The following is a 20,655-nucleotide window of genomic DNA, read 5'->3' on the forward strand; positions in this document are numbered from 1 at the left end:
CTCGCGTGACCCCGTAGTGTTTTATTCGCTTGTGCGAGCCGATGCCGGCAGTTGGTCGACGGCGTTGTCACGCCCCGCGACCAGCGGGTAGATGATCCCTGCGAGTACCGCGCCGATGATCGGCGCCACCCAGAACAGCCACAGCTGGCCGATCGCTTCACCGCCGACGAACAGCGCGGGGCCGGTCGAGCGGGCCGGGTTCACCGACGTGTTGGTGACCGGAATCGAGATCAGGTGAATCAGCGTCAGGCACAGGCCGATCGCGATCGGCGCGAAGCCGGCCGGTGCGCGCTTGTCGGTCGCGCCGAGGATCACGAACAGGAAGAAGCCCGTCATCACGACTTCGCAGATGAACGCCGCGCCGAGCGCGTAGTGGCCGGGCGAGCGTTCGCCGAAGCCGTTCGTCGCAAAGCCGCTGCCGACCACGTCGAAGCCCGGCTTGCCGGTCGCGATCAGGTACAGCACGAATGCACCGAGCGTCGCGCCGACCACCTGCGCGACGATGTACGGCGCCAGATCGCGCGCCGGGAAGCGGCCGGCGACCGTCAGGCCGACGCTCACCGCCGGATTCAGGTGGCAGCCCGAAATGTGTCCGATCGCGAATGCCATCGTCAGCACGGTCAGGCCGAAGGCAAGTGCGACACCGACAAAGCCGATGCCGAGGCCCGGAAAGGCCGCGGCCAGCACGGCGCTTCCGCACCCGCCGAGCACCAGCCAGAACGTGCCGAATACCTCTGCAGCGAGACGCTGAGAAAGATTCATGTAAGGGACCTTGTTCAAGTGGGTTGAAGACGACCGGACGACACAACGGATTTATTCGATCGCCCGGATTTGGTCTGGATTATAGGAAATGAATCGGGTTCGGGAGGGTCAACGATTGTTAAATTTGAATGGCTGACGAATGCCTTTTATTAGAATAAGTCCGCATTCTCGATATAGCCGATTCGGTTAAAGATGACAGCATTTATTTCGAAGGGTAGGGCGGCAGTGCGGATGACGTAACGGATGTTTGTGTCCCGGTCGGATTCGCCGGGGCCGCATCATCGAAAAAAGGGAGTGGAAAAATGTCTCAATACGCGAAACTCAAGGCGCAGATCGCCGATCTGCAGACCCAGGCGGACGACGTGCGCCGCCAGGAAGTGGCGGCCGTCATTGCCGACGTCCAGCGAATGATTGCCGAATACGGCCTGACGGCCCAGGACCTGGGCTTCGCGGAGCGGGCACGGCGCGGCCGGCCGCCGAAGAAGGCGCCGCTGCCGCCGAAATTCCGCGATCCGAAGTCCGGCGCGACCTGGAGCGGGCGCGGCAAGCCGCCGAATTGGATCGTCGGGAAAAACCGCGATCGATTCCTGATCGAATGACTGAAAGCCCAAAACGGAAAGAGCCGCATCGTCGATGCGGCTCTTTTGTATTGCGCGCCGATTTCGGCGCGAATTTTACGGAATATTTCCGTGCGGATTTCCGCGTCAGGCGCCCGCGACCCGGCGCAATGCGGGTTGCCGGGTCGTCGTGCAAAGCGATTCGTAAGTTTCGACATAACGCTGCGCCATTGCCTTCGAGCTGAAACGCGTGTCGAAACGTTCGCGGATCGCGGTGCGCGACAGGCTGTCGATCCGGTGCAGCGCGCCGACCGCGCCCTGCACGTCCTCGACGATGAAGCCGGTTACGCCGTCCTCGATCACTTCCGGCACCGAACCGCGGTTGAACGCGACGACCGGCGTGCCGCAGGCCATCGCCTCGATCATCACGAGGCCGAACGGTTCCGGCCAGTCGATCGGGAACAGCAGCGCCTTCGCGCCGGACAGGAAGGCGGGCTTCTGCGCTTCGTTGATCTCGCCGATGAACTCGACGTGCGCCTCACCGAGCAGCGGCTCGATCACTTCCTTGAAATAGTCGGCGTCGGCCTTGTCGACCTTCGCGGCGATCTTCAGCGGCAGCCCGCTTTGCGCGGCGATCCGGATTGCCGTGTCGACGCGCTTTTCGGGGCAGATGCGGCCGAGGAACGCGAGGTATTCGGGCTTCACGCCCGGCTGCGGCGTGAGCAGCGTGTCGGGCAGCCCGTGATACACGGTACCGGCCCACGCGGCCTGCGACAGCGGCTTGCGCTGGTTGTTCGAGATCGACACGACCGGTGCGTCCGGGAACGCGTCGAACACGGGCTGCAGCTCCGGCAGGTCGAGGCGGCCGTGCAGCGTCGTCACGTAAGGCGTGTCGAGGCGCGACATCAGCGAGAACGGCAGGTAGTCGAGGTGGAAGTGCAGCACGTCGAATTCGTGCGCGACACGGGCGACCTGCTCGAGGAGCCGCATATGGGGCGCCATCGAATCGCGGATCGACGGGTCGAGCCGCAGTGCGCGCGGCCAGGCCGCCTCGAGACGGGCCGACGTAACGGAGTCGCCGCTCGCGAACAGCGTCACGTCGTGGCCAAGTTCGACGAGCGCCTCGGTGAGGTAGGACACGACACGCTCGGTGCCGCCGTAGAGTTTCGGCGGAACGGCTTCGTAAAGCGGCGCGATCTGGGCAATTCGCATGGGTGATCTCCGGTGTCGATCCGCTTGGGCGCTTCGGCGCCGCTACGGATCCCCTACAAGGTTGCGGAACTCGCCGACGCACGCTGTTGGCGGTACGTGGCCGGGCCCTGGGCGGGGTGCGCGGGGCGCCGGACGGCAAGCTGCGGGGCGGGCCGGCACGGCTCGCGCCGCCGCCCATTGGAGGTCATTATCGATATCGCACTGTAGGGTTCGAGTGATTTTTCAAACACTTAAGGCTTGTTACACGATGAAATACACGAAAACCCCGAGAAAAAGGGAGCGCAAACACAAATGGAGATAGACGCATCTATTGTTGCGCCAGCGTGAAAAAGCTCTATAATTTTTACCGATTCGATTGTCGGCGGCCTCGCCGGCAAGCCTTCCGCCATTGCGCGGCGGCCATCGGGCACATCACGGCCGAACCCGCGCCGCCCCTCGTTTTCCCGCTTGTTCCTTTCAATTCGCCTTGTCGGAAAAATTCCTACACGGTTTACAGACAAATCCTGCATGGCATACGCCACTTCGCTGATACCGGCATAAATGCCGTTTGGCCAGAATTCGCCCTGTAAGACTATAAACGAGCCGACCGAGCGCCAAGAGCGCTCCGATCGAGCAAACGTTTTCATAACATGAATGGCCAAAGCAAAGCTCTTTAACGGGGGAATCATGAGCGCTACCAGCGAAATGCTCAGTGAGATCAAAGAGGTCAACCTGTCGTACCTCCTCCTCGCGCAACGCCTGCTGCGGGAAGACAAGGCGATGGGCATGTTCCGCATGGGAATTTCCCAGGAACTGGCCGACTTGCTCGCGAACCTCACGCTCGCACAGACCGTGAAACTCGCCGCGTCCAACCAGATGCTGTGCCGCTTCCGCTTCGACGATCACGCGCTGCTGTCCTCGCTCGCCGACAAAGGCCGCAGCGATGTCGTCGCGCACGCCCACTCGGCCATCCTGATGGCCGGGCAGCAGGTCGAAGGCGTCCGCTGATCCATCCCGCCTTGCGTGTGTCCCGGCGTGCCGCGCCGGTGGGCAGCGTATTGGCCATCCATCCGAACAACGTCAAGCGGACGGCTTTCACCATGGCAAGCAAAAGCGTCGTGATCGAGGTGAAGGAAATCACCCTCGCCATCGAACTGATCGAACTGGGCGCCCGGCTGCAGTTGCTGGAGGCGGAGACGAGCCTGTCGCGGGACCGTCTGATCAAGCTGTACAAGGAACTGAAGGGCGTGTCGCCGCCGAAGGGGATGCTGCCGTTCTCGACCGACTGGTTCATGACGTGGCAGCCGAACATCCACTCGTCGCTGTTCTACAACATCTACCGGTTCATGCAGGACCACGGCCGCTGCGAGCCGATCCAGTCGATCGTGAAGGCGTACCGGCTCTATCAGGAGCACGTGAACCTGTCCGGCGACGAGGCCGCGCTGAGCCTCACGCGCGCGTGGACGCTCGTGCGCTTCTTCGATTCGGGGATGCTGCAGATGACCCCGTGCACGCGCTGCGGCGGCCACTTCGTCGCGCATGCGCATGATCCGCATCAAGGTTTCGTCTGCGGCCTGTGCCAGCCGCCGTCGCGTGCGGGCAAGACCCGCAAGGCCGCCGCCGCGCGCGCCGAACTGGCCGCCGCCGCGGCCTGAGCGCCGCAGGGCGGGGCGCGAGCGGCGCCCGCGGGCCGCGCGAATCGTCTGCGAATTGCTGGTAAACACCGTCGGGCCGCCATCGAGCGGCCGCGAAAGTTTTCCTGCCGACTGCCGTAAACCTGATTAACGGCGGTCTCCCCGCCGGTCTTTCGTGAGGGACAGGCAGTGCTGATTATCGTGGGAACACTCGTGACGCTGTTGTCCGTCTTCGGCGGTTATGCGCTGGCAGGCGGGCATCTGGGCGCCTTGATCCAGCCCGTCGAGATCCTGATGATCGTGGGCGCCGGCGTCGGCGCATTCATCCTCGGCAACGGCGGCAAGACCATCAAGGCGACGCTGCGCGTGCTGCCGACGCTCTTCAAGGGCTCGAAATACACGAAGGACGTCTATATGGAGCTGATGGCGCTCCTGTACGTGCTGCTCGCGAAGGCCCGCAAGGAAGGCACGCTGACGCTCGAGGCCGACATCGACGATCCGGAAAAGAGCCCGATCTTCACGCAATACCCGAAAATCCTCGCCGATCGCCACATCGTCGAATTCCTGACCGACTACCTGCGCCTGATGGTGGGCGGCAACATGAACGCGTTCGAGATCGAGAGCCTGATGGACGAGGAGATCGAGACGCACCACGCGGAAGGCGAAGGCCCCGCGCACGCACTGATGCGCGTCGGCGACGCGATGCCGGCGTTCGGCATCGTCGCGGCCGTGATGGGCGTCGTGCACACGATGGCGTCCGCCGACAAGCCGCCCGCGGTGCTCGGCGCGATGATCGCGCAGGCGCTGGTCGGCACGTTCCTCGGGATCCTGCTGTCGTACGGGCTGATCGGGCCGCTCGCGAGCCTCGCGGAGCAGCGCGTCGCCGAGTCGACCAAGATGTTCCAGTGCATCAAGGTGACGATCCTCGCGACGCTGAACGGCTATGCGCCGGCAATCGCCGTCGAGTTCGGCCGCAAGGTGCTGTTCTCGACCGAGCGGCCGTCGTTTTCCGAGCTCGAAGAGCACGTGCGCCGCGTGAAGGCGAAGTGACGCGGAGCGCACGATGAGCAAGAGCAAGGATCGCGCGATCGTCGTCAAGCGGGTGGCCCCGGCGAAGAAGGGCCACCACGGCGGCGCATGGAAGCTCGCGTACGCGGACTTCATGACCGCGATGATGGCGTTCTTCCTGCTGATGTGGCTGCTGAGCTCGGTCACGCCGGTGCAGCTGAAGGGGATCGCCGAATACTTCAACACGCCGCTGAAGGCCGCGCTGCTCGGCAGCGGCGACCGCAACTCGCAGGACTCCAGCATCATCAACGCCGGCGGCCGCGACCTGTCGAGCGTCGACGCCGGCACGCTGCGCCGCACCGACGGCACGACGTCGCTTGCCGAGCGGGTCGCGAAGCCGGTCGACGAGCAGGCGCAAGCGCAGGCGCAGGGCGCGATCGAGCGGCGCGAGCAGGCGCGCCTGCACGACCTGCAGATCAAGCTGATGGCCGCGATCGAGGCCAATCCGACGCTGCGCCAGTTCAAGCAGCAGATCCGCATCGACTCGACGCTGATGGGGCTGCGCATCGAGATCGTCGATACGCAGAAGCGGCCGATGTTCGCGATGTCGAGCGACCACGTCGAGCCGTACATGCGCGACATCCTGCGCGAGATCGGCAAGACGCTGAACGACGTGCCGAACCGGATCATCGTCCAGGGCCACACCGACGCCGTGCCGTACGCGGGCGGCGAGGGCGGCTACAGCAACTGGGAGCTGTCGGCCGACCGCGCGAACGCGTCGCGCCGCGAATTGATCTCCGGCGGCATGGACGAGGCGAAAGTGCTGCGCGTGCTCGGGCTCGCGTCGACGCAGAACCTGAACAAGGCCGACCCGCTCGATCCGGAAAACCGCCGGATCAGCGTGATCGTGCTGAACCGCAAATCCGAAGAAGCGCTGATGCGCGACGACGCGACGACCACGACGCTGTCGGCCGACGCGGCGGGCTCGAAGCTGCTCGCGCAGCAGCTCGGCGGCCCGTCGCCGGCCGCGCGTCCGGTGGTCGCGAGCGCCGCCGTCGCGGCGCCGAAACCCTGACGTATCCCAGATTCCGAGACAGACATGATCCGAACCATTCTCGCCATCGACGACTCCGCGACCATGCGTGCGCTGCTGCAGGCAACGCTTGCGCAGGCCGGCTACGACGTGACGGTGGCGCCGGACGGCGAAGCCGGCTTCGACATGGCCGCGACCGCGCCGTACGACCTGGTGCTGACCGACCAGAACATGCCGCGCAAGAACGGGCTCGAGGTGATCGCCGCGCTGCGCAAGCTGACCGCGTATGCGGACACGCCGATCCTCGTACTGACAACGGAGGGCAGCGATGCCTTCAAGGACGCCGCACGCGACGCGGGTGCGACCGGATGGATCGAGAAGCCGATCGACCCGGCCGTGCTGGTCGACCTGGTCGCGACGCTGTCCGAGCCGGCCGCCTCCTGACATGAACGCGACGAATCCAACCGGTGACCGGGCATGACTCTCGACATCACGCAGTTCTACCAGACCTTTTTCGACGAAGCGGACGAGTTGCTCGCGCAGATGGAGCAGCTGCTGCTGAACCTCGACGTCGGCTCGCCCGACCCCGAGGATCTCGCCGCGATTTTCCGCGCCGCGCATTCGATCAAGGGCGGCGCGGCGACGTTCGGCTTTTCCGCGCTGACCGATACGACGCACATCCTCGAATCGCTGCTCGACCGCGCGCGCAACCATGAGCTGACGCTGACCAAGGAAATGGTCGACGCGTTCCTCGAGACCAAGGACGTGCTGTCCGACCAGCTCGTCGACTACCGCGCGAGCGCCGAACCGGACGCGGCCGCCGCCGCGACGATCTGCGCGAAGCTCGAACGGCTGAAGGCCGAGAGCGGCGCGGGTGCGCCGGCGGCTGTGGCGGCCGCGCCTGCTGCGCCCGTCGCGCCTGTTGCCGTGGCTGTCGTGGCTGCCGCACCGGCCGCGGAGCCCGCCGCCAGCGGCGATCGCGCGCCCGATCATGTGATCGAGCAGGCGGTTGCGGCCGCGCATCCGGCGGCCAAAGCCGGCGAAGGCGGCCCGCACCTGAAGATCACGCTGCTGGGCGTCGATGCGAAGGACCAGGCGCTGCTCAGCGAGGAACTCGGCAACCTCGGCCGGATCGTCGGCCGCGAGGAAGCGGGCGCCGACCTGACGCTGTGGCTCGAATCGGACGTGCCGTCCGACGACATCGTCGCCGTGTGCTGCTTCGTGATCGACGAAAGCCAGATCCGCGTCGCGCGCGGCACGGCGCCGGTGGCACCGGCTGCCGCGCAGGACGTCGCGGCACCGGCTGCCGAACCGACTGTCGAACCGGCCGCCGCCGCACAACCCGCCGCGCGGGTCGAGGTGTTCGCGCCTCAGGCCGCCGCACCGGCGCTGGCGCCCGCCGCCGCGGAGCCGGCCGCCGCAGCACAACCGCAGCAACAACCCCAGCAGCCGCAGGCCGAACACGCGGCGCAGGCCGCCGCGCACCACGATGACAAGCGCGCGCGCCCGGCCGCCGCGGCCGCATCGGGCGCCGAAGGCAGCTCGATCCGCGTCGGCGTCGAGAAGGTCGACCAGCTGATCAACCTCGTCGGCGAACTCGTGATCACGCAGGCGATGCTCGCGGAGACGGCGACTGCGTTCGATCCGGCACTGCACGACCGCCTGTTCAACGGGATGGCGCAGCTCGAGCGCAATGCGCGCGACCTGCAGGAAGCCGTGATGTCGATCCGCATGATGCCGATGGACTACGTGTTCAGCCGCTTCCCGCGGCTCGTGCGCGACCTCGCCGGCAAGCTCGGCAAGCAGGTCGAACTCGTCACGTTCGGCCAGGCGACCGAACTCGACAAGAGCCTGATCGAACGGATCATCGATCCGCTCACGCACCTCGTGCGCAACAGCCTCGACCACGGGATCGAAACCGTCGACAAGCGCGTCGCCGCCGGCAAGGACGCGGTCGGCCAGCTCGTGCTGTCGGCCGCGCATCACGGCGGCAACATCGTGATCGAGGTGAGCGACGACGGCGCGGGCCTGAACCGCGAGCGGATCCTCGCGAAGGCCGCGAAGCAGGGCATGCAGGTGTCCGACAACATCAGCGACGAAGAGGTGTGGAACCTGATCTTCGCGCCGGGCTTCTCGACCGCCGAGACCGTGACCGACGTGTCGGGCCGCGGCGTCGGGATGGACGTCGTGAAGCGCAACATCCAGTCGATGGGCGGCCACGTCGAGATCACGTCGCTGGCCGGCCGCGGCACGACCACGCGGATCGTGCTGCCGCTCACGCTGGCGATTCTCGACGGGATGTCGGTGAAGGTCGGCAACGAGATCTTCATCCTGCCGCTGAACTTCGTGATGGAGTCGCTGCAGCCGTCGAACGACGACATTTACACGGTCGGCAACGGCGAACGTGTGGTGCGCGTGCGCGGCGAATACCTGCCGCTCGTCGCGCTGCACGAAGTGTTCTCGGTCGAGGACGCGCGCACCGACCCGACGCAGGGGATCGTCACGATCATGGAAACCGAGGGGCGCCGCTTCGCGATGCTGATCGACGAACTGGTCGGCCAGCAGCAGGTCGTCGTGAAGAACCTCGAAACGAATTACCGCAAGGTACATGGCATCTCGGCGGCGACCATCCTCGGCGACGGCAGTGTCGCGCTGATCGTCGACGTCGCGGCGCTGAACCGCGAAACCCGTGCGATGCACGGCGCCCGTGCGGGCGCCGAGCTCGCGATGTTCTGACTCTCGCCATTCAACCGATTGGGGGCAAACGTGCCTGCTGAAGTCCAAATGATCAATCCGGCCGCGGCGAACGCGGCAAACAGCCGCCGTGACGCGGAACAAGGCGATGCGACGGGCCAGGAATTCCTCGTGTTCACGCTCGGTGACGAGGAATACGGGATCGACATCCTGAAGGTGCAGGAAATCCGCGGCTACGACAGCGTCACGCGCATCGCGAACGCGCCGGAGTTCATCAAGGGCGTGATCAACCTGCGCGGGATCATCGTGCCGATCGTCGACATGCGGATCAAGTTCCATCTCGGCCGCGTCGAGTACGACCACCAGACCGTCGTGATCATCCTGAACGTCGCGCATCGCGTGGTCGGGATGGTGGTCGACGGCGTGTCGGACGTGCTGACGCTGCAGACCGACCAGATCATGCCGGCACCGGAATTCGGCGCGACGCTGACGACCGAGTACCTGACGGGCCTCGGCACGGTCGACGGCCGGATGCTGATCCTGATGGACATCGAGAAGCTGATGTCGAGCCGTGAAATGGCGCTGATCGAGTCGCTCGGCGGGTAAGCGCGCCGCGCGCGCAGGAATTTCGGGAGAATCTGCAATGTTGCATAACTGGTCGATCCGCACGACGCTGACGGCGGTCGGACTCATCCTCGTGTGCCTGGCCGCCGCGGTCGGCGGGCTCGGCCTCTACGCGCTCAATCACGCGAGTCGCTCGCTCGACGAGATCGCGCACGTTGACCTGCCGGCGATCCATACGCTCGACGACACGTCGTCGTACCTGCTGCGCGCACGCGTGTCGCTCGATCGCTTCCGGTCGCTGACGGAAGCCGGCAACACGGCCGACGCGGCCAAGGTGCTCGACCGCGCGCAGGAGCTGTACGCGAAGTCGAACCAGAACTGGCAGGCGTTCCAGTCGACGCCGAAGCTCGGGGTCGAGCAGGCGCTCGTCGACGAGTTGTCCGCACGTTACGCGACGATCGTGAAGGAAGGCGTCGAGCCCGAGTTCGCGGCCGCGCGCGCGGGCGACATGGCCGCGTACCACGCGGTCGCCGACACGAAGATCAGCCCGATGTTCGTCGCGTACGACCTGGCCGCGTCGGCCGTGGTCGCGTCGCTGCAGAAGCGCGCGGAAGACCGCCAGGCCGCGACGCAGTCGCAGATCTCGCTGATGGTCGCGCTGATCGCGGCCGGCATCGCGATCGCGTTCGTCGTCGTGATCGCGATCCGCTTCGCGCTGCGCGGGCTGATCGTGCAGCCGCTCGAGGACGCGATCGCGCACTTCGAGCGCATCGCCGGCGGCGACCTTACGCAACCGGTGAACGTGTTCAGCACGAACGAGATCGGTCGCCTGTTCGGCGGCATCAAGCGGATGCAGGACGCCGTCACGACGATGGTGCAGGCCGTGCATCGCGGCACCGAATCGATCGACGTCGGCGCACGCGAGATCGCGACCGGCAACGTCGACCTGTCGCAGCGCACCGAGGAGCAGGCCGCGTCGCTGCAGGAAACCGCGTCGAGCATGGAGCAGCTGACGGGCACCGTGCGGCAGAACGCGGAGAACGCGCGGCAGGCGAGCCAGCTCGCGGTGAACGCGTCGGACATCGCGACGCAGGGCGGCGACGTGGTCGGCCAGGTCGTGTCGACGATGCAGGACATCGCGGCGAGCTCGGGCAAGGTCGTCGACATCATCGGGACGATCGAGGGCATCGCGTTCCAGACCAACATCCTCGCGCTGAACGCGGCGGTCGAAGCCGCGCGGGCGGGCGAGCAGGGCCGCGGCTTCGCGGTGGTCGCGGGCGAGGTGCGCTCGCTCGCGCAGCGCAGCGCGAGCGCCGCGAAGGAAATCAAGCAGCTGATCGGCGATTCGTCCGAGAAGGTCGAGAGCGGGTCGGCGCTCGTCGCGCGCGCGGGCTCGACGATGGACGAGATCGTGCAGGCCGTGCGCCGCGTGACCGACATCATGGGCGAGATCAGCGCCGCGTCGGACGAACAGTCGACCGGCATCGAGCAGGTCAACCGCGCGGTCGGCCAGATGGATTCGGTCACGCAGCAGAACGCGGCGCTTGTCGAGCAGGCGGCGGCCGCGGCTGCGTCGCTCGAGGAGCAGACGCGCCAGATGAAGGCGATCGTGTCGGATTGGCGCGTGGCGGGCGGCATCGTGCTCGCGCCGTCGCGCAGCGTGGTGCGGCCGGTCGCACATGAACCGGCCGCCTTGCCGGCCTTGCCGGCGTTGCCGTCGGAGCCGCGTTACGACGCCGCGCCGGTCGCCGCGCTGCCGGCACCGCAGGCTGCCGCGGCATCCGCACGCCGAGCCTCGCCGGCGTCGCATGCCGCCGCGCCGGCCGCCAGCCGCGAACCGAAGCGCGCGGCGGACTCCGGTGCACGCACGCAGAAGGAAGCACCTGCGTCTCGCGGCGCCGCTGCCGGCGGCTACGGCCCGCGTCTCGCGAAGACGGCCGCACCGGCGGACAAGCCGGCCGCGAAGCCCGCTCTCGTGCGCCCCGCGCTGAACGGCGAGAAGCCGGCCGCGGCCGCGGCCGGCACGTCCGACGACGACTGGGAGACCTTCTAAACCATGCCGCACGCGCGCGCGCCATTTCGACCCGATGCACCGGATGCCGCGCCCCGAGCGGGCGAGCCGGGGCGCGACTTTGCGTTCACGGGCGCGGATTTCGCGCGCATCCGCGCGCTGATCCACCAACGCGCGGGGATCTCGCTGTCCGAGCACAAGCGCGACATGGCGTACAGCCGTCTCGCGCGGCGGTTGCGTGCTCGCGGCCTCGACACGTTCCGCGACTACCTCGACCTGCTCGAGCAGGAAGACGATCCGCTCGAGTGGGAAGCGTTCACCAATGCGCTGACCACGAACCTGACCGCGTTCTTCCGCGAGTCGCACCATTTCCCGATCCTGTCGGATTTCGTGAAGGGGCGGCCGGCACCCGTGTCGGTATGGTGCTCGGCGGCGTCGACCGGCGAGGAGCCGTATTCGATCGCGATCACGCTGATCGAGGCGCTCGGCGAATCGGCGGCGCGCGGCGCGTCGATCCTCGCGACCGATCTCGACACGCAGGTGCTCGCGAAGGCGGAAGCCGGCATCTATACGTACGACCAGGTCAAGCACCTGACGCCGGAGCGGCTGAAGCGCTTCTTCCTGAAGGGCACGGGCCCGCAGGCAGGCCGCGTGAAGGTGCGCCCCGAGCTGCGTGCGATGATCCGCTTCGAGCAACTGAACCTGACCGATGCGGACTACGGGATCGCGAAGCCGTTCGACGCGATCTTCTGCCGCAACGTGATGATCTACTTCGACAAGCCGACGCAGGGGCAGGTGCTGTCACGCTTCGAGCCGCTGGTGAAGCCGGGCGGGCTGCTGTTCGCCGGCCATTCGGAAAACTTCACGTACGTCACGCAGGGGTTCCGGCTGCGCGGGCAGACGGTGTACGAATTGACACGCGACGCCGCGCAGGGTGCGCGGCCGCGTGCCGCGCAGGCGCCCGCGGCGGCGGCCACGCCGTCGCGCGCTCCCGCGCGGTCCGCCGCACCCGCCTACGGAGATCGCGGATGAGCGCCCTGCCGATCGCGACGAATCGCTACTTCGACAACCATTTCGGCTGTCCCGGCGTGAAGCTGTTGCCGAACGAGTTCTACACGACGTCCGAGGACATGGTGCTGATGACCGTGCTCGGCTCGTGCGTCGCCGCGTGCATTCACGATCCGTACGCCGGCATCGGCGGGATGAACCACTTCATGCTGCCCGACGACGGCGCCGATGCGGGCGCGACCGCGTCCGAATCGATGCGTTACGGCGCGTATGCGATGGAAGTGCTGATCAACGAGCTGATCAAGGCCGGCGGGCGCCGCGAGCGTCTCGAGGCGAAGGTGTTCGGCGGCGCGGCCGTGCTGGCAGGAATGACGACCATCAACATCGGCGATCGCAATGCGGATTTCGTGCGCCGCTACCTGGCGCTCGAGCGCATCCGCATCACGGCGGAAGACCTGCAGGACGTCCATCCGCGCAAGGTCGCGTTCATGCCGCGCACGGGTCGCGCGATGGTGAAGAAGCTGCGGCTGCAGGTGCCGGGCGTGACCGAGCGCGAAGCCGCGCTGGCGCGCGAGGCCGACCGCTTGCGCGCCGCACGGCCGCGCGCGCATGTCGAGCTGTTCCAGGCGAAGCGGCCGGCCGCGCCGCAGCCGGCGCGCCCGCGCATCGAGCTGTTCGGCGCGCGCGGTGCGGCGCCGGGCGGCAGCGCGAGTGCCGGCGGCGTGCGGGCGGCGAACCCGGGGAGCCCGGGCGCCGGAGGCCCGTATGCGGCGAATCTATCAAGAAAGCAGGAGGCATGACCGCAGTGCAGAAGATCAAAGTATTGTGCGTCGACGATTCGGCGCTGATCCGCAGCCTGATGACCGAGATCATCAACACCCAGCCCGACATGACGGTGTGCGCGACCGCGCCCGATCCGCTTGTCGCGCGCGAGCTCATCAAGCAGCACAACCCCGACGTGCTCACGCTGGACGTCGAAATGCCGCGCATGGACGGGCTCGACTTCCTCGAGAAGCTGATGCGCCTGCGGCCGATGCCGGTCGTGATGGTGTCGTCGCTGACCGAGCGCGGCTCGGAAATCACGCTGCGCGCGCTCGAACTCGGCGCGGTGGATTTCGTCACGAAACCGCGCGTCGGGATTCGCGACGGGATGCTCGACTACGCGGAGAAGCTCGCCGACAAGATCCGCGCGGCGTCGCGCGCGCGCGTGCGCCAGGCGCCGCAGCCGCAAGCGGTTGCGCGCGCGGCGGACAGCCCCGCGGCCGCGCCGATGGTCAACAACCCGCTCGTCAGTACCGAGAAGCTGATTATCATCGGCGCGTCGACGGGCGGCACCGAGGCGATCCGCGAAGTGCTGACGCCGCTGCCGCCGGATGCGCCGGCCGTGCTGATCGCGCAGCACATGCCGCCCGGTTTCACGAAATCGTTCGCGCAGCGGCTGAACGGCCTGTGCCGGATCGCGGTGAAGGAAGCCGAGCACGGCGAGCGCGTGCTGCCGGGGCATGCGTATATCGCGCCGGGCCATGCACACCTGTTGCTCGCGAGAAGCGGTGCGAACTATATTGCGCAACTGTCGGACGAGCCGCCGGTGAACCGTCACCGCCCGTCGGTCGACGTGCTGTTCCGCTCGGCGGCGACGCACGCGGGCAAGAACGCGATCGGTGTCATTCTTACCGGGATGGGCCGCGACGGCGCGGCCGGCCTGCTGGAAATGAAACGCGCGGGTGCCCACACGTTCGCGCAGGATGAAGCAAGCTGCATCGTGTTCGGGATGCCGCGCGAGGCGATCGCGCTCGGCGGCGCGGACGAGATCGCGCCGCTCGCCGAGATGAGCCGCCGCGTGATGGCGCGACTGGCGACGATGGGCGACCGCGTGCAGCGCGTTTGAATGGAATGTCACGGGGCGCGTGCCACGATACGCGTCCCGACGGAAACGAATCTGGAAAGGAACGACGATGGACAAGAGCATGAAAATCCTGGTGGTGGACGATTTCCCGACGATGCGCCGGATCGTCCGCAACCTGCTCAAGGAACTGGGCTATTCGAACGTCGACGAGGCCGAGGACGGCCTGGCCGGCCTCGCGCGGCTGCGCGGCGGCGGCTACGACTTCGTGATCTCGGACTGGAACATGCCGAACCTCGACGGCCTCGCGATGCTGAAGGAAATCCGCGCGGACGCGACGCTCACGCACCTGCCGGTGCTGATGGTCACGGCCGAGTCGAAGAAGGAGAACATCATCGCGGCCGCGCAGGCGGGCGCGAGCGGCTACGTCGTGAAACCGTTCACGGCCGCGACGCTCGACGAGAAGCTGAACAAGATTATCGACAAGATGGCGAAGGCCGGGAGCTGACGTGAACGAGCCGATCCATGCGGCGCTCGCCGGCGCGGGGTTCAACGCCGACAGCCACCCAGAAGGCGCCGATTTCGCGAGCGACCGCATTCTCGCGCGCATCGGCCAGGTCACGCGTGCGCTGCGCGATTCGATGCGCGAGCTCGGGCTCGACAAGCACGTCGAGCGTGCGGCGGAAGCCGTGCCCGATGCGCGCGACCGGCTGCGCTACGTCGCGACGATGACCGAGCAGGCGGCCGTGCGCGTGCTGAATGCGATCGAGATCGCGAAGCCGATGCAGGAGCGCGTCCAGAACGAGGCCGAGGCGCTCGACGCGCGCTGGGCGCAGTGGTACGCGGCGCCGATCGAGCACGCGGAAGTGCGCGAGCTGATGGACGATACGCGCACGTTCCTGCGCACGCTGCCCGAGTCGACGTCGGCGACCAGCGCGCAGCTGCTCGAGATCATGCTCGCGCAGGACTTCCAGGATCTGACCGGGCAGGTGATCAAGAAGATCATGGACATGGTCTACCTGATCGAGCAGCAGCTCCTCACCGTGCTCGTCGAGAACATCGCGCCCGAGCGGCGCGAGCAGTTCGCGGCCACCGCGGCCGCGCTCGCGGCCGAGCAGATGAGCGCGACCGGCAGCCCCGAGTCGCTGCTGAACGGCCCGCAGATCGCGCCGGAAGGCAAATCCGACGTGGTCCAGGACCAGGGGCAGGTCGACGACCTGCTCGCGAGCCTGGGCTTCTGACCCTGCCGCATCGCATCGCATCGGCGCGCCCCGTTTCGCGGGGCCGCCCGATGTACGCGTCACGCCGTTTCCCCAACGTTTACCCGTGCTTGCCGCACCCATGCGGCTCGGTGCAGCATGGGTCGAATTGACACGTCGACACATGCTGCAGGCATACTACGCGTCAGCAGCAACGGAGCGTCATTCATACGATTTCATATGTTGGCAGGCGACGCGGGCACGATGGCTGCGCCGCCGGCAACGAAGCCAGTCCCTGGGAGGGAACTTGAAGCTGAAACGCTTGGGCTGGGCTGTCGCGCACGCGGCGGCTGCAACGGGTGTGCTGTGGACCGTCCACGCACACGCTGAACTGGGCGGCGCGCCGATGTCGCCGCCGGCGGACGATCAGGCTGCAAGCGCGCGCACGATGCAGCGCGCGATGCGTTCGGCCGACGGCATGCAGGCGAGCACGGCCGCTTATACCGTCCGCGAGATCACGCTCGGATCGGGCACGGTCATCCACGAATACACCTCTGCCGCTGGCAGCGTGTTCGGCCTCGCATGGCGCGGGCCGACGATGCCGGACCTCGCATCGCTGCTCGGCAGCTATTTCCCGCAGTACACCGCCGGCGTCCAGGCCGCACACGCGGCGCGCGGCTGGCGCGCGCCCGTGGCCGTCGAGACGAGCGGCCTCGTGATCCGGACCGGTGGCCACATGGGCGCCTTCTCGGGCCAGGCGTGGCTGCCGGCGGCGCTGCCTGCCGGCCTCGCCGGCACCGACATCCAGTGACAGCGGGAGAGTGATCTTGAGAATTCCTCGTACATTCAAGCGCTGGCTCGGCGTGCTGGGTCTCGCGGCCGCGACGGCCGTGCTCGTGACGGCATGCGGCGGCGGCGACGGCGGCAGCGGTAACAGTTCCGGCAGCAACGGTAACGGCAACGGTTCGGGCGGATCGGACGGCAATAGCGGGAACACGGCCGTCATCACGGTCGGCACCGGCGTCGCGAACGTGATCAACATCCCGACCGTCAGCGTGAAGGTCTGCGCGCCGGGCACGTCGAACTGCCAGGTGGTCACCAACGTGCTCGTCGATACCGCGTCCTACGGGCTGCGGCTCGTCGGCAGCGCGGTGTCGGGCGTGTTGAACAACCTGCCGCAGGTGACGAGCGGCGGTTCACCGGTCGCCGAGTGCGGCAAGTTCGTGTCGAGCTACACGTGGGGTTCGGTGCGCACGGTCGACCTGTCGATCGGCACCGAGCAGGCGGCCTCGCTGCCCGTGCAGATCATCGGCGACCTCGGCACGACGAATGTGCCGAGCTCGTGCACGAACGGCGGCGCGTCGGCCAATTCCGCGAGCGCGCTCGGCGCGAACGGGATCCTCGGCATCGGGCCGGCGCCGAACGACTGCGGCACGCTCTGCGCGACGTCGACGTCGACCAGCAACAACTACTACGCGTGCCCGAACGGCAGCAACGCGAACTGCGCCATCGCGCTCGTGCCGGTGGCGCAGCAGGTGGCCAATCCGGTGCATCGTTTCGCCGACAGCAGCGGCGTGAGCGTGCAGATGCCGAGCGTCTCGAGCAGCGGGCAGGCGACCGCGACCGGGACGCTGACGTTCGGCCTGCCCGATCTGACCGGGAAGACCGTGATGACGTCGACCACGACGGGCGACGTCAGCGCGTCGTTCCTCGGGCGCAGCGTGACCGCGTTCTTCGATACGGGTTCGAACGCGTATTTCTTCAACGATTCGTCGCAGACGGTCTGCACGAGGAATACGCAGTTCTACTGCCCGGCGTCCACGGCCGCCTATGGGGCGACGCTGACCGGCCAGAACGGCGTGTCGGGCAACGTGTCGATGTCCGTCGCGAACGCGGATTCGCTGTTCGCGAACCCGTCGACGTTCGCGTTCAACAACATCGCGGGGCCGTTCGGCTCGTCCGCCTGGCTCGACATCGGCATGCCGCAGTTCTACGGCAGGACGATCTTCTTCGGGATGGACAAGACCGCAAGCGGTGGCGCGGCGCCTTTCGTCGCGTTCTGACGCGGCACGGCCGAACGCAGGAACAAGGGGGGCGAGCGATCGCCCCCTTTTTTATTCCGGGGCCGCGCGCGGACTACGGGCCGGATCGCCGCCGCGCGCGGGTGCAGCGCCTAAGATGTAAGACCGGCACAGGGGCCGGCACGACATCGAGGAGGCAGCGACATGAGCCCGCGCATACAACGCATCACGCCGTTCCTGTGGTTCGACCACGACGCCGAGGCGGCAGCCGGTTTCTACGTGTCGGTATTCGACCATGCGCGCATCGTGCACGTCGCGCGCTACGGCAAGGCCGGCGCGCACGCATCCCGGCAGGCGGAGGGGGCGGTGATGACCGTCGCGTTCGAGCTCGACGGGCAGGCGTTCGTCGCGCTGAACGGTGGCCCGGTATTCCAGCTCACGCCGGCCGTGTCGTTCGTCGTCAACTGCCGCGACCAGGACGAGATCGACCGCTACTGGGCGCACCTGTCCGAAGGCGGCGACGAGCGCGCGCAGCAGTGCGGCTGGCTGCGCGACCGCTTCGGCGTGTCGTGGCAGGTCGTGCCCGTGCAGATGACCGAGCTGATGACGGGCGATCCGGCGCGCGCCGAGCGCGTGATGGCGCAGGTGATGACGATGAAGAAGCTCGATCTCGCCGCGCTGCAGCGCGCGGCGGCCGGCTAGGCCGGCGGGCTCGCGCAGCCGGCGGCCAGCACGCCGGCGAGCGACAGCAACGGAGCGGGCAGACGACGGAACATGGCGCGATTCGACCGGGATCGGGAATGGCGAAGCGTAGCGCGACTCGCGCATTGGCGTATTGCCGGTCGGCCGGTTAATCGAATGCCGCGCTCGCGCGCCGATTATCGATCGCACCCGATTTCATTCGGTTGTAATCGAATGCTGGATTATCGAGGCTGCAGTTTCTGTCAGGTATTGAAGATTATTTAAATGACGCGGCATGCAAGCCTGCGGCGCCGCAATACGCTATGGCAGCCGTTCCCGCGCCGTATCGGCATGCGGCGCGACGGGGTATACGCCAAGATCAGTATGTGAAAAGAGATGGAGCCTGTCGAAATTCAAACATATAATTCCGGCGTTGTTTCCGGGGTGCCAATATAAAACAGGAGGGTAATAAGATGAATTTTTCCGAAGCCGTTCGTTCCGTACTCAATCAATACGCGAAATTCGAAGGCCGTGCGCGTCGTGCCGAATACTGGTATTTCGCGCTGCTGAGCGGCATTCTGTCGGTCGTCGGCCAGGTGATCGGCGCGGTGGGCCGCGACGCGGGCGTGATCACGCTGCTGCTGCTCGGCGTGATCTTCCTGGTTTCGCTGGCACTGATCATTCCGGGCATCGCGGTCAGCGTCCGCCGCCTGCACGATACGGGCCGCTCGGGCTGGTTCCTGCTGCTCGGGTTCATTCCGATCGTCGGCGGCATCCTGCTGCTCGTGTGGATGTGCTCGCGCGGCACCGAAGGCCCGAACCGCTTCGGCGCGGATCCGGTCCCGGCGGTCTGACCGGCGCCTGCCCCGACGCGCGACGTTGCCGCGTCGGGGCCTGATTTCCCCGCTTTTCCCGCGTCGCCGTTTCACCGCTTCGCGGCTTCCCTCCGTCACCGTTCCGTCCGGGACCGACGCTTCACCACGCCGCTGACCGGCACGTTTTCCCGCCCCGTCGCGCGCCGCTTCGCCCCCGATCCAGCCCCGTTCGCGCCGGCTCGCCCGATTCCCCGAAATACCCCCCTTTCCCGGCTTTGCTCGACCGATCGGCGTTTGACGCCTCCATGAATAATCGGTGTCACTGGAAAGCGGCATTCCGCCGTACCCGACTGGAGGCCCCGTGGCAGACGAGAGCGATCTCGACAAGACCGAAGCCGCCACTCCCAGACGCCGCGAGAAGGCGCGCGAGGAGGGGCAGGTCGCGCGCTCGCGCGAACTGGCTTCGTTCGCGCTGCTCGCGGCCGGGTTCTACGGCGCATGGCTGCTCGCGGGTCCGTCGGGGGCGCATCTGCAGGCGATGCTGCGCGGTGCGTTCACGTTCGACCGCGCGACCGCGTTCGACACGAACCGGATGCTGTCGGCAGCCGGCAGCGCGAGCCTCGAAGGCTTCGCCGCGCTGCTGCCGATCCTCGTGCTCAGCGGTGTCGCCGCCTTGCTCGCGCCGATGGCGCTCGGCGGCTGGCTGATCTCGCAAAAGACGTTCGAGCTGAAGTTCGACCGCCTGAACCCGATCTCGGGCCTCGGCCGGATCTTCTCGATCCAGGGGCCGATCCAGCTCGGGATGTCGGTCGTGAAGACGCTCGTCGTCGGCGGAATCGGCGGCGTCGCGATCTGGCGCAGCAAGGACGAACTGCTCGGCCTCGCGATGCAGCCGCTCGGTGCGGCGCTTCCCGATGCGCTGCACCTGGTCGCCGTGTGCTGCGGCACGACGGTCGCCGGGATGCTGGTGGTCGCCGCGCTCGATGTGCCTTACCAAATCTGGCAGTACAACAAGAAGTTGCGCATGACGAAGGAAGAAGTGAAGCGCGAGCATCGCGAGAACGAAGGCGATCCGCACGTGAAGGGGCGGATCCGCCAGCAGCAGCGCGCGATCGCGCGCCGCCGGATGATGGCGGCCGTGCCGAAGGCCGACGTGGTCGTCACGAACCCGACGCACTTCGCCGTCGCGCTGCAATACACGGACGGCGAGATGCGCGCGCCGAAGGTCGTCGCGAAGGGCGTGAACCTCGTCGCCGCGCGCATCCGCGAACTCGCGGCCGAACACAACGTGCCGCTGCTCGAAGCGCCGCCGCTCGCGCGTGCGCTGTATCACAACGTCGAACTCGAGCGCGAGATTCCCGGCTCGCTGTACTCGGCCGTCGCCGAAGTGCTCGCGTGGGTCTACCAGCTCAAGCGCTTCCGCTCGGAAGGCGGCGCGTTCCCCGCGGTGCCGGTCGATCTCGACGTGCCGGCCGACCTCGACAAGGGCACGTCGGTGCCCGCCGACGATGAACGCGAAGAAGCCGAGGACACGCTCGGCAAGCAAGGCAAGCAAGGAGCCGCGTGATGATTAGCCCCCACGCTCACATTCGTTCGCTGCCCCCCGAGGGGGCGGCTGCCTCCCTTGGGGCGGC

22 protein-coding genes are annotated in these 20,655 nt (G+C 67.2%); 19 read left to right on the top strand and 3 right to left on the bottom strand.

The genetic code is table 11. The annotated features are described in order from the left end of the window. Positions 1-21 precede the first annotated feature (21 nt). A complete protein-coding gene (gene aqpZ, locus VL15_RS20340) occupies positions 22-762 on the bottom strand; it encodes an aquaporin Z (RefSeq protein ID WP_048248112.1) in 741 nt (246 codons plus the stop codon). Positions 763-1,064: 302 nt separating this feature from the next. Here aqpZ and VL15_RS20345 point away from each other — a divergent pair, with 302 nt between their 5' ends. Further along, entirely contained in the window at positions 1,065-1,361 is a 297-nt protein-coding gene (locus VL15_RS20345; protein WP_048248113.1) for an H-NS histone family protein, read from the top strand. 105 nt (positions 1,362-1,466) lie between these two features. Here the strand turns inward: VL15_RS20345 and VL15_RS20350 are convergent, their stop codons facing one another. Further along, on the bottom strand, positions 1,467-2,531 hold the full coding sequence (locus VL15_RS20350; protein WP_048248114.1) for a glycosyltransferase family 4 protein: 1,065 nt from the start codon (positions 2,529-2,531) through the stop codon (positions 1,467-1,469). A gap of 230 nt (positions 2,532-2,761) precedes the next feature. Next, entirely contained in the window at positions 2,762-3,199 is a 438-nt protein-coding gene (locus VL15_RS42755) for a hypothetical protein (protein ID WP_196319609.1), read from the bottom strand. Here VL15_RS42755 and flhD point away from each other — a divergent pair. The 18 genes from flhD (at position 3,198) to flhB (ending at position 20,588) form a co-directional block, all read left to right on the top strand. Next, complete coding sequence (gene flhD, locus VL15_RS20355; RefSeq protein ID WP_039346834.1) at positions 3,198-3,518, top strand: flagellar transcriptional regulator FlhD; 321 nt, start codon at positions 3,198-3,200, stop codon at positions 3,516-3,518. The two genes, VL15_RS42755 and flhD, sit on opposite strands and share 2 nt — an antisense overlap. Before the next feature lie 92 nt (positions 3,519-3,610). Further along, positions 3,611-4,165, top strand: a complete 555-nt coding sequence (gene flhC, locus VL15_RS20360; RefSeq protein ID WP_011350591.1) for a flagellar transcriptional regulator FlhC — start codon at positions 3,611-3,613, stop codon at positions 4,163-4,165. 168 nt (positions 4,166-4,333) lie between these two features. Next, positions 4,334-5,194 (top strand): flagellar motor stator protein MotA, encoded by an 861-nt coding sequence (motA, locus tag VL15_RS20365; protein ID WP_048248115.1) that lies wholly within the window; start codon positions 4,334-4,336, stop codon positions 5,192-5,194. A gap of 13 nt (positions 5,195-5,207) precedes the next feature. Continuing rightward, entirely contained in the window at positions 5,208-6,227 is a 1,020-nt protein-coding gene (motB, locus tag VL15_RS20370; RefSeq protein ID WP_048248116.1) for a flagellar motor protein MotB, read from the top strand. A gap of 24 nt (positions 6,228-6,251) precedes the next feature. Further along, positions 6,252-6,629, top strand: coding sequence for a response regulator (locus VL15_RS20375; RefSeq protein WP_034188085.1), 378 nt, complete (start codon positions 6,252-6,254; stop codon positions 6,627-6,629). Positions 6,630-6,662: 33 nt separating this feature from the next. Then, positions 6,663-8,921 carry a chemotaxis protein CheA gene (gene cheA, locus VL15_RS20380; RefSeq protein WP_048248117.1) on the top strand — a complete coding sequence of 753 codons (2,259 nt, stop codon included), beginning with the start codon at positions 6,663-6,665 and terminating at the stop codon, positions 8,919-8,921. A 48-nt stretch (positions 8,922-8,969) separates the two neighbouring features. Then, positions 8,970-9,485 (top strand): chemotaxis protein CheW, encoded by a 516-nt coding sequence (gene cheW / locus VL15_RS20385; protein ID WP_048248118.1) that lies wholly within the window; start codon positions 8,970-8,972, stop codon positions 9,483-9,485. A gap of 37 nt (positions 9,486-9,522) precedes the next feature. Continuing rightward, on the top strand, positions 9,523-11,496 hold the full coding sequence (locus VL15_RS20390; RefSeq protein WP_048248119.1) for a methyl-accepting chemotaxis protein: 1,974 nt from the start codon (positions 9,523-9,525) through the stop codon (positions 11,494-11,496). 3 nt (positions 11,497-11,499) lie between these two features. Continuing rightward, positions 11,500-12,486, top strand: a complete 987-nt coding sequence (locus tag VL15_RS20395; RefSeq protein ID WP_048248120.1) for a CheR family methyltransferase — start codon at positions 11,500-11,502, stop codon at positions 12,484-12,486. Next, positions 12,483-13,262 carry a chemoreceptor glutamine deamidase CheD gene (gene cheD / locus VL15_RS20400; RefSeq protein ID WP_048248121.1) on the top strand — a complete coding sequence of 260 codons (780 nt, stop codon included), beginning with the start codon at positions 12,483-12,485 and terminating at the stop codon, positions 13,260-13,262. Before VL15_RS20395 ends, cheD begins: the two co-directional genes overlap by 4 nt. Beyond that, entirely contained in the window at positions 13,259-14,350 is a 1,092-nt protein-coding gene (locus VL15_RS20405) for a protein-glutamate methylesterase/protein-glutamine glutaminase (RefSeq protein ID WP_048248122.1), read from the top strand. The genes cheD and VL15_RS20405 overlap by 4 nt, the downstream gene beginning before the upstream one ends. Positions 14,351-14,417: 67 nt before the next feature. Further along, the gene (gene cheY, locus VL15_RS20410; RefSeq protein ID WP_006485893.1) at positions 14,418-14,813 is read left to right on the top strand and encodes a chemotaxis response regulator CheY; all 396 of its coding nucleotides are present in this window, start codon (positions 14,418-14,420) and stop codon (positions 14,811-14,813) included. 1 nt (position 14,814) lies between these two features. Then, positions 14,815-15,546: a protein phosphatase CheZ gene (cheZ, locus tag VL15_RS20415; RefSeq protein ID WP_048248123.1), complete on the top strand. Its 732-nt coding sequence runs from the start codon at positions 14,815-14,817 to the stop codon at positions 15,544-15,546. Between the two features lie 265 nt (positions 15,547-15,811). Then, positions 15,812-16,315 (top strand): DUF2844 domain-containing protein, encoded by a 504-nt coding sequence (locus VL15_RS20420; RefSeq protein WP_048248124.1) that lies wholly within the window; start codon positions 15,812-15,814, stop codon positions 16,313-16,315. A 16-nt stretch (positions 16,316-16,331) separates the two neighbouring features. Next, positions 16,332-17,567 (top strand): DUF3443 family protein, encoded by a 1,236-nt coding sequence (locus VL15_RS20425; RefSeq protein ID WP_048248180.1) that lies wholly within the window; start codon positions 16,332-16,334, stop codon positions 17,565-17,567. 162 nt (positions 17,568-17,729) lie between these two features. Next, on the top strand, positions 17,730-18,227 hold the full coding sequence (locus VL15_RS20430) for a VOC family protein (RefSeq protein WP_048248125.1): 498 nt from the start codon (positions 17,730-17,732) through the stop codon (positions 18,225-18,227). A gap of 452 nt (positions 18,228-18,679) precedes the next feature. After that, positions 18,680-19,060: a DUF805 domain-containing protein gene (locus VL15_RS20435; RefSeq protein WP_048248126.1), complete on the top strand. Its 381-nt coding sequence runs from the start codon at positions 18,680-18,682 to the stop codon at positions 19,058-19,060. Positions 19,061-19,382: 322 nt separating this feature from the next. Then, on the top strand, positions 19,383-20,588 hold the full coding sequence (gene flhB / locus VL15_RS20440; RefSeq protein ID WP_048248127.1) for a flagellar biosynthesis protein FlhB: 1,206 nt from the start codon (positions 19,383-19,385) through the stop codon (positions 20,586-20,588). Positions 20,589-20,655 lie beyond the last annotated feature (67 nt).

This window comes from Burkholderia cepacia (assembly GCF_001039005.1).
GTDB classification, from domain to species: domain Bacteria; phylum Pseudomonadota; class Gammaproteobacteria; order Burkholderiales; family Burkholderiaceae; genus Burkholderia; species Burkholderia theae.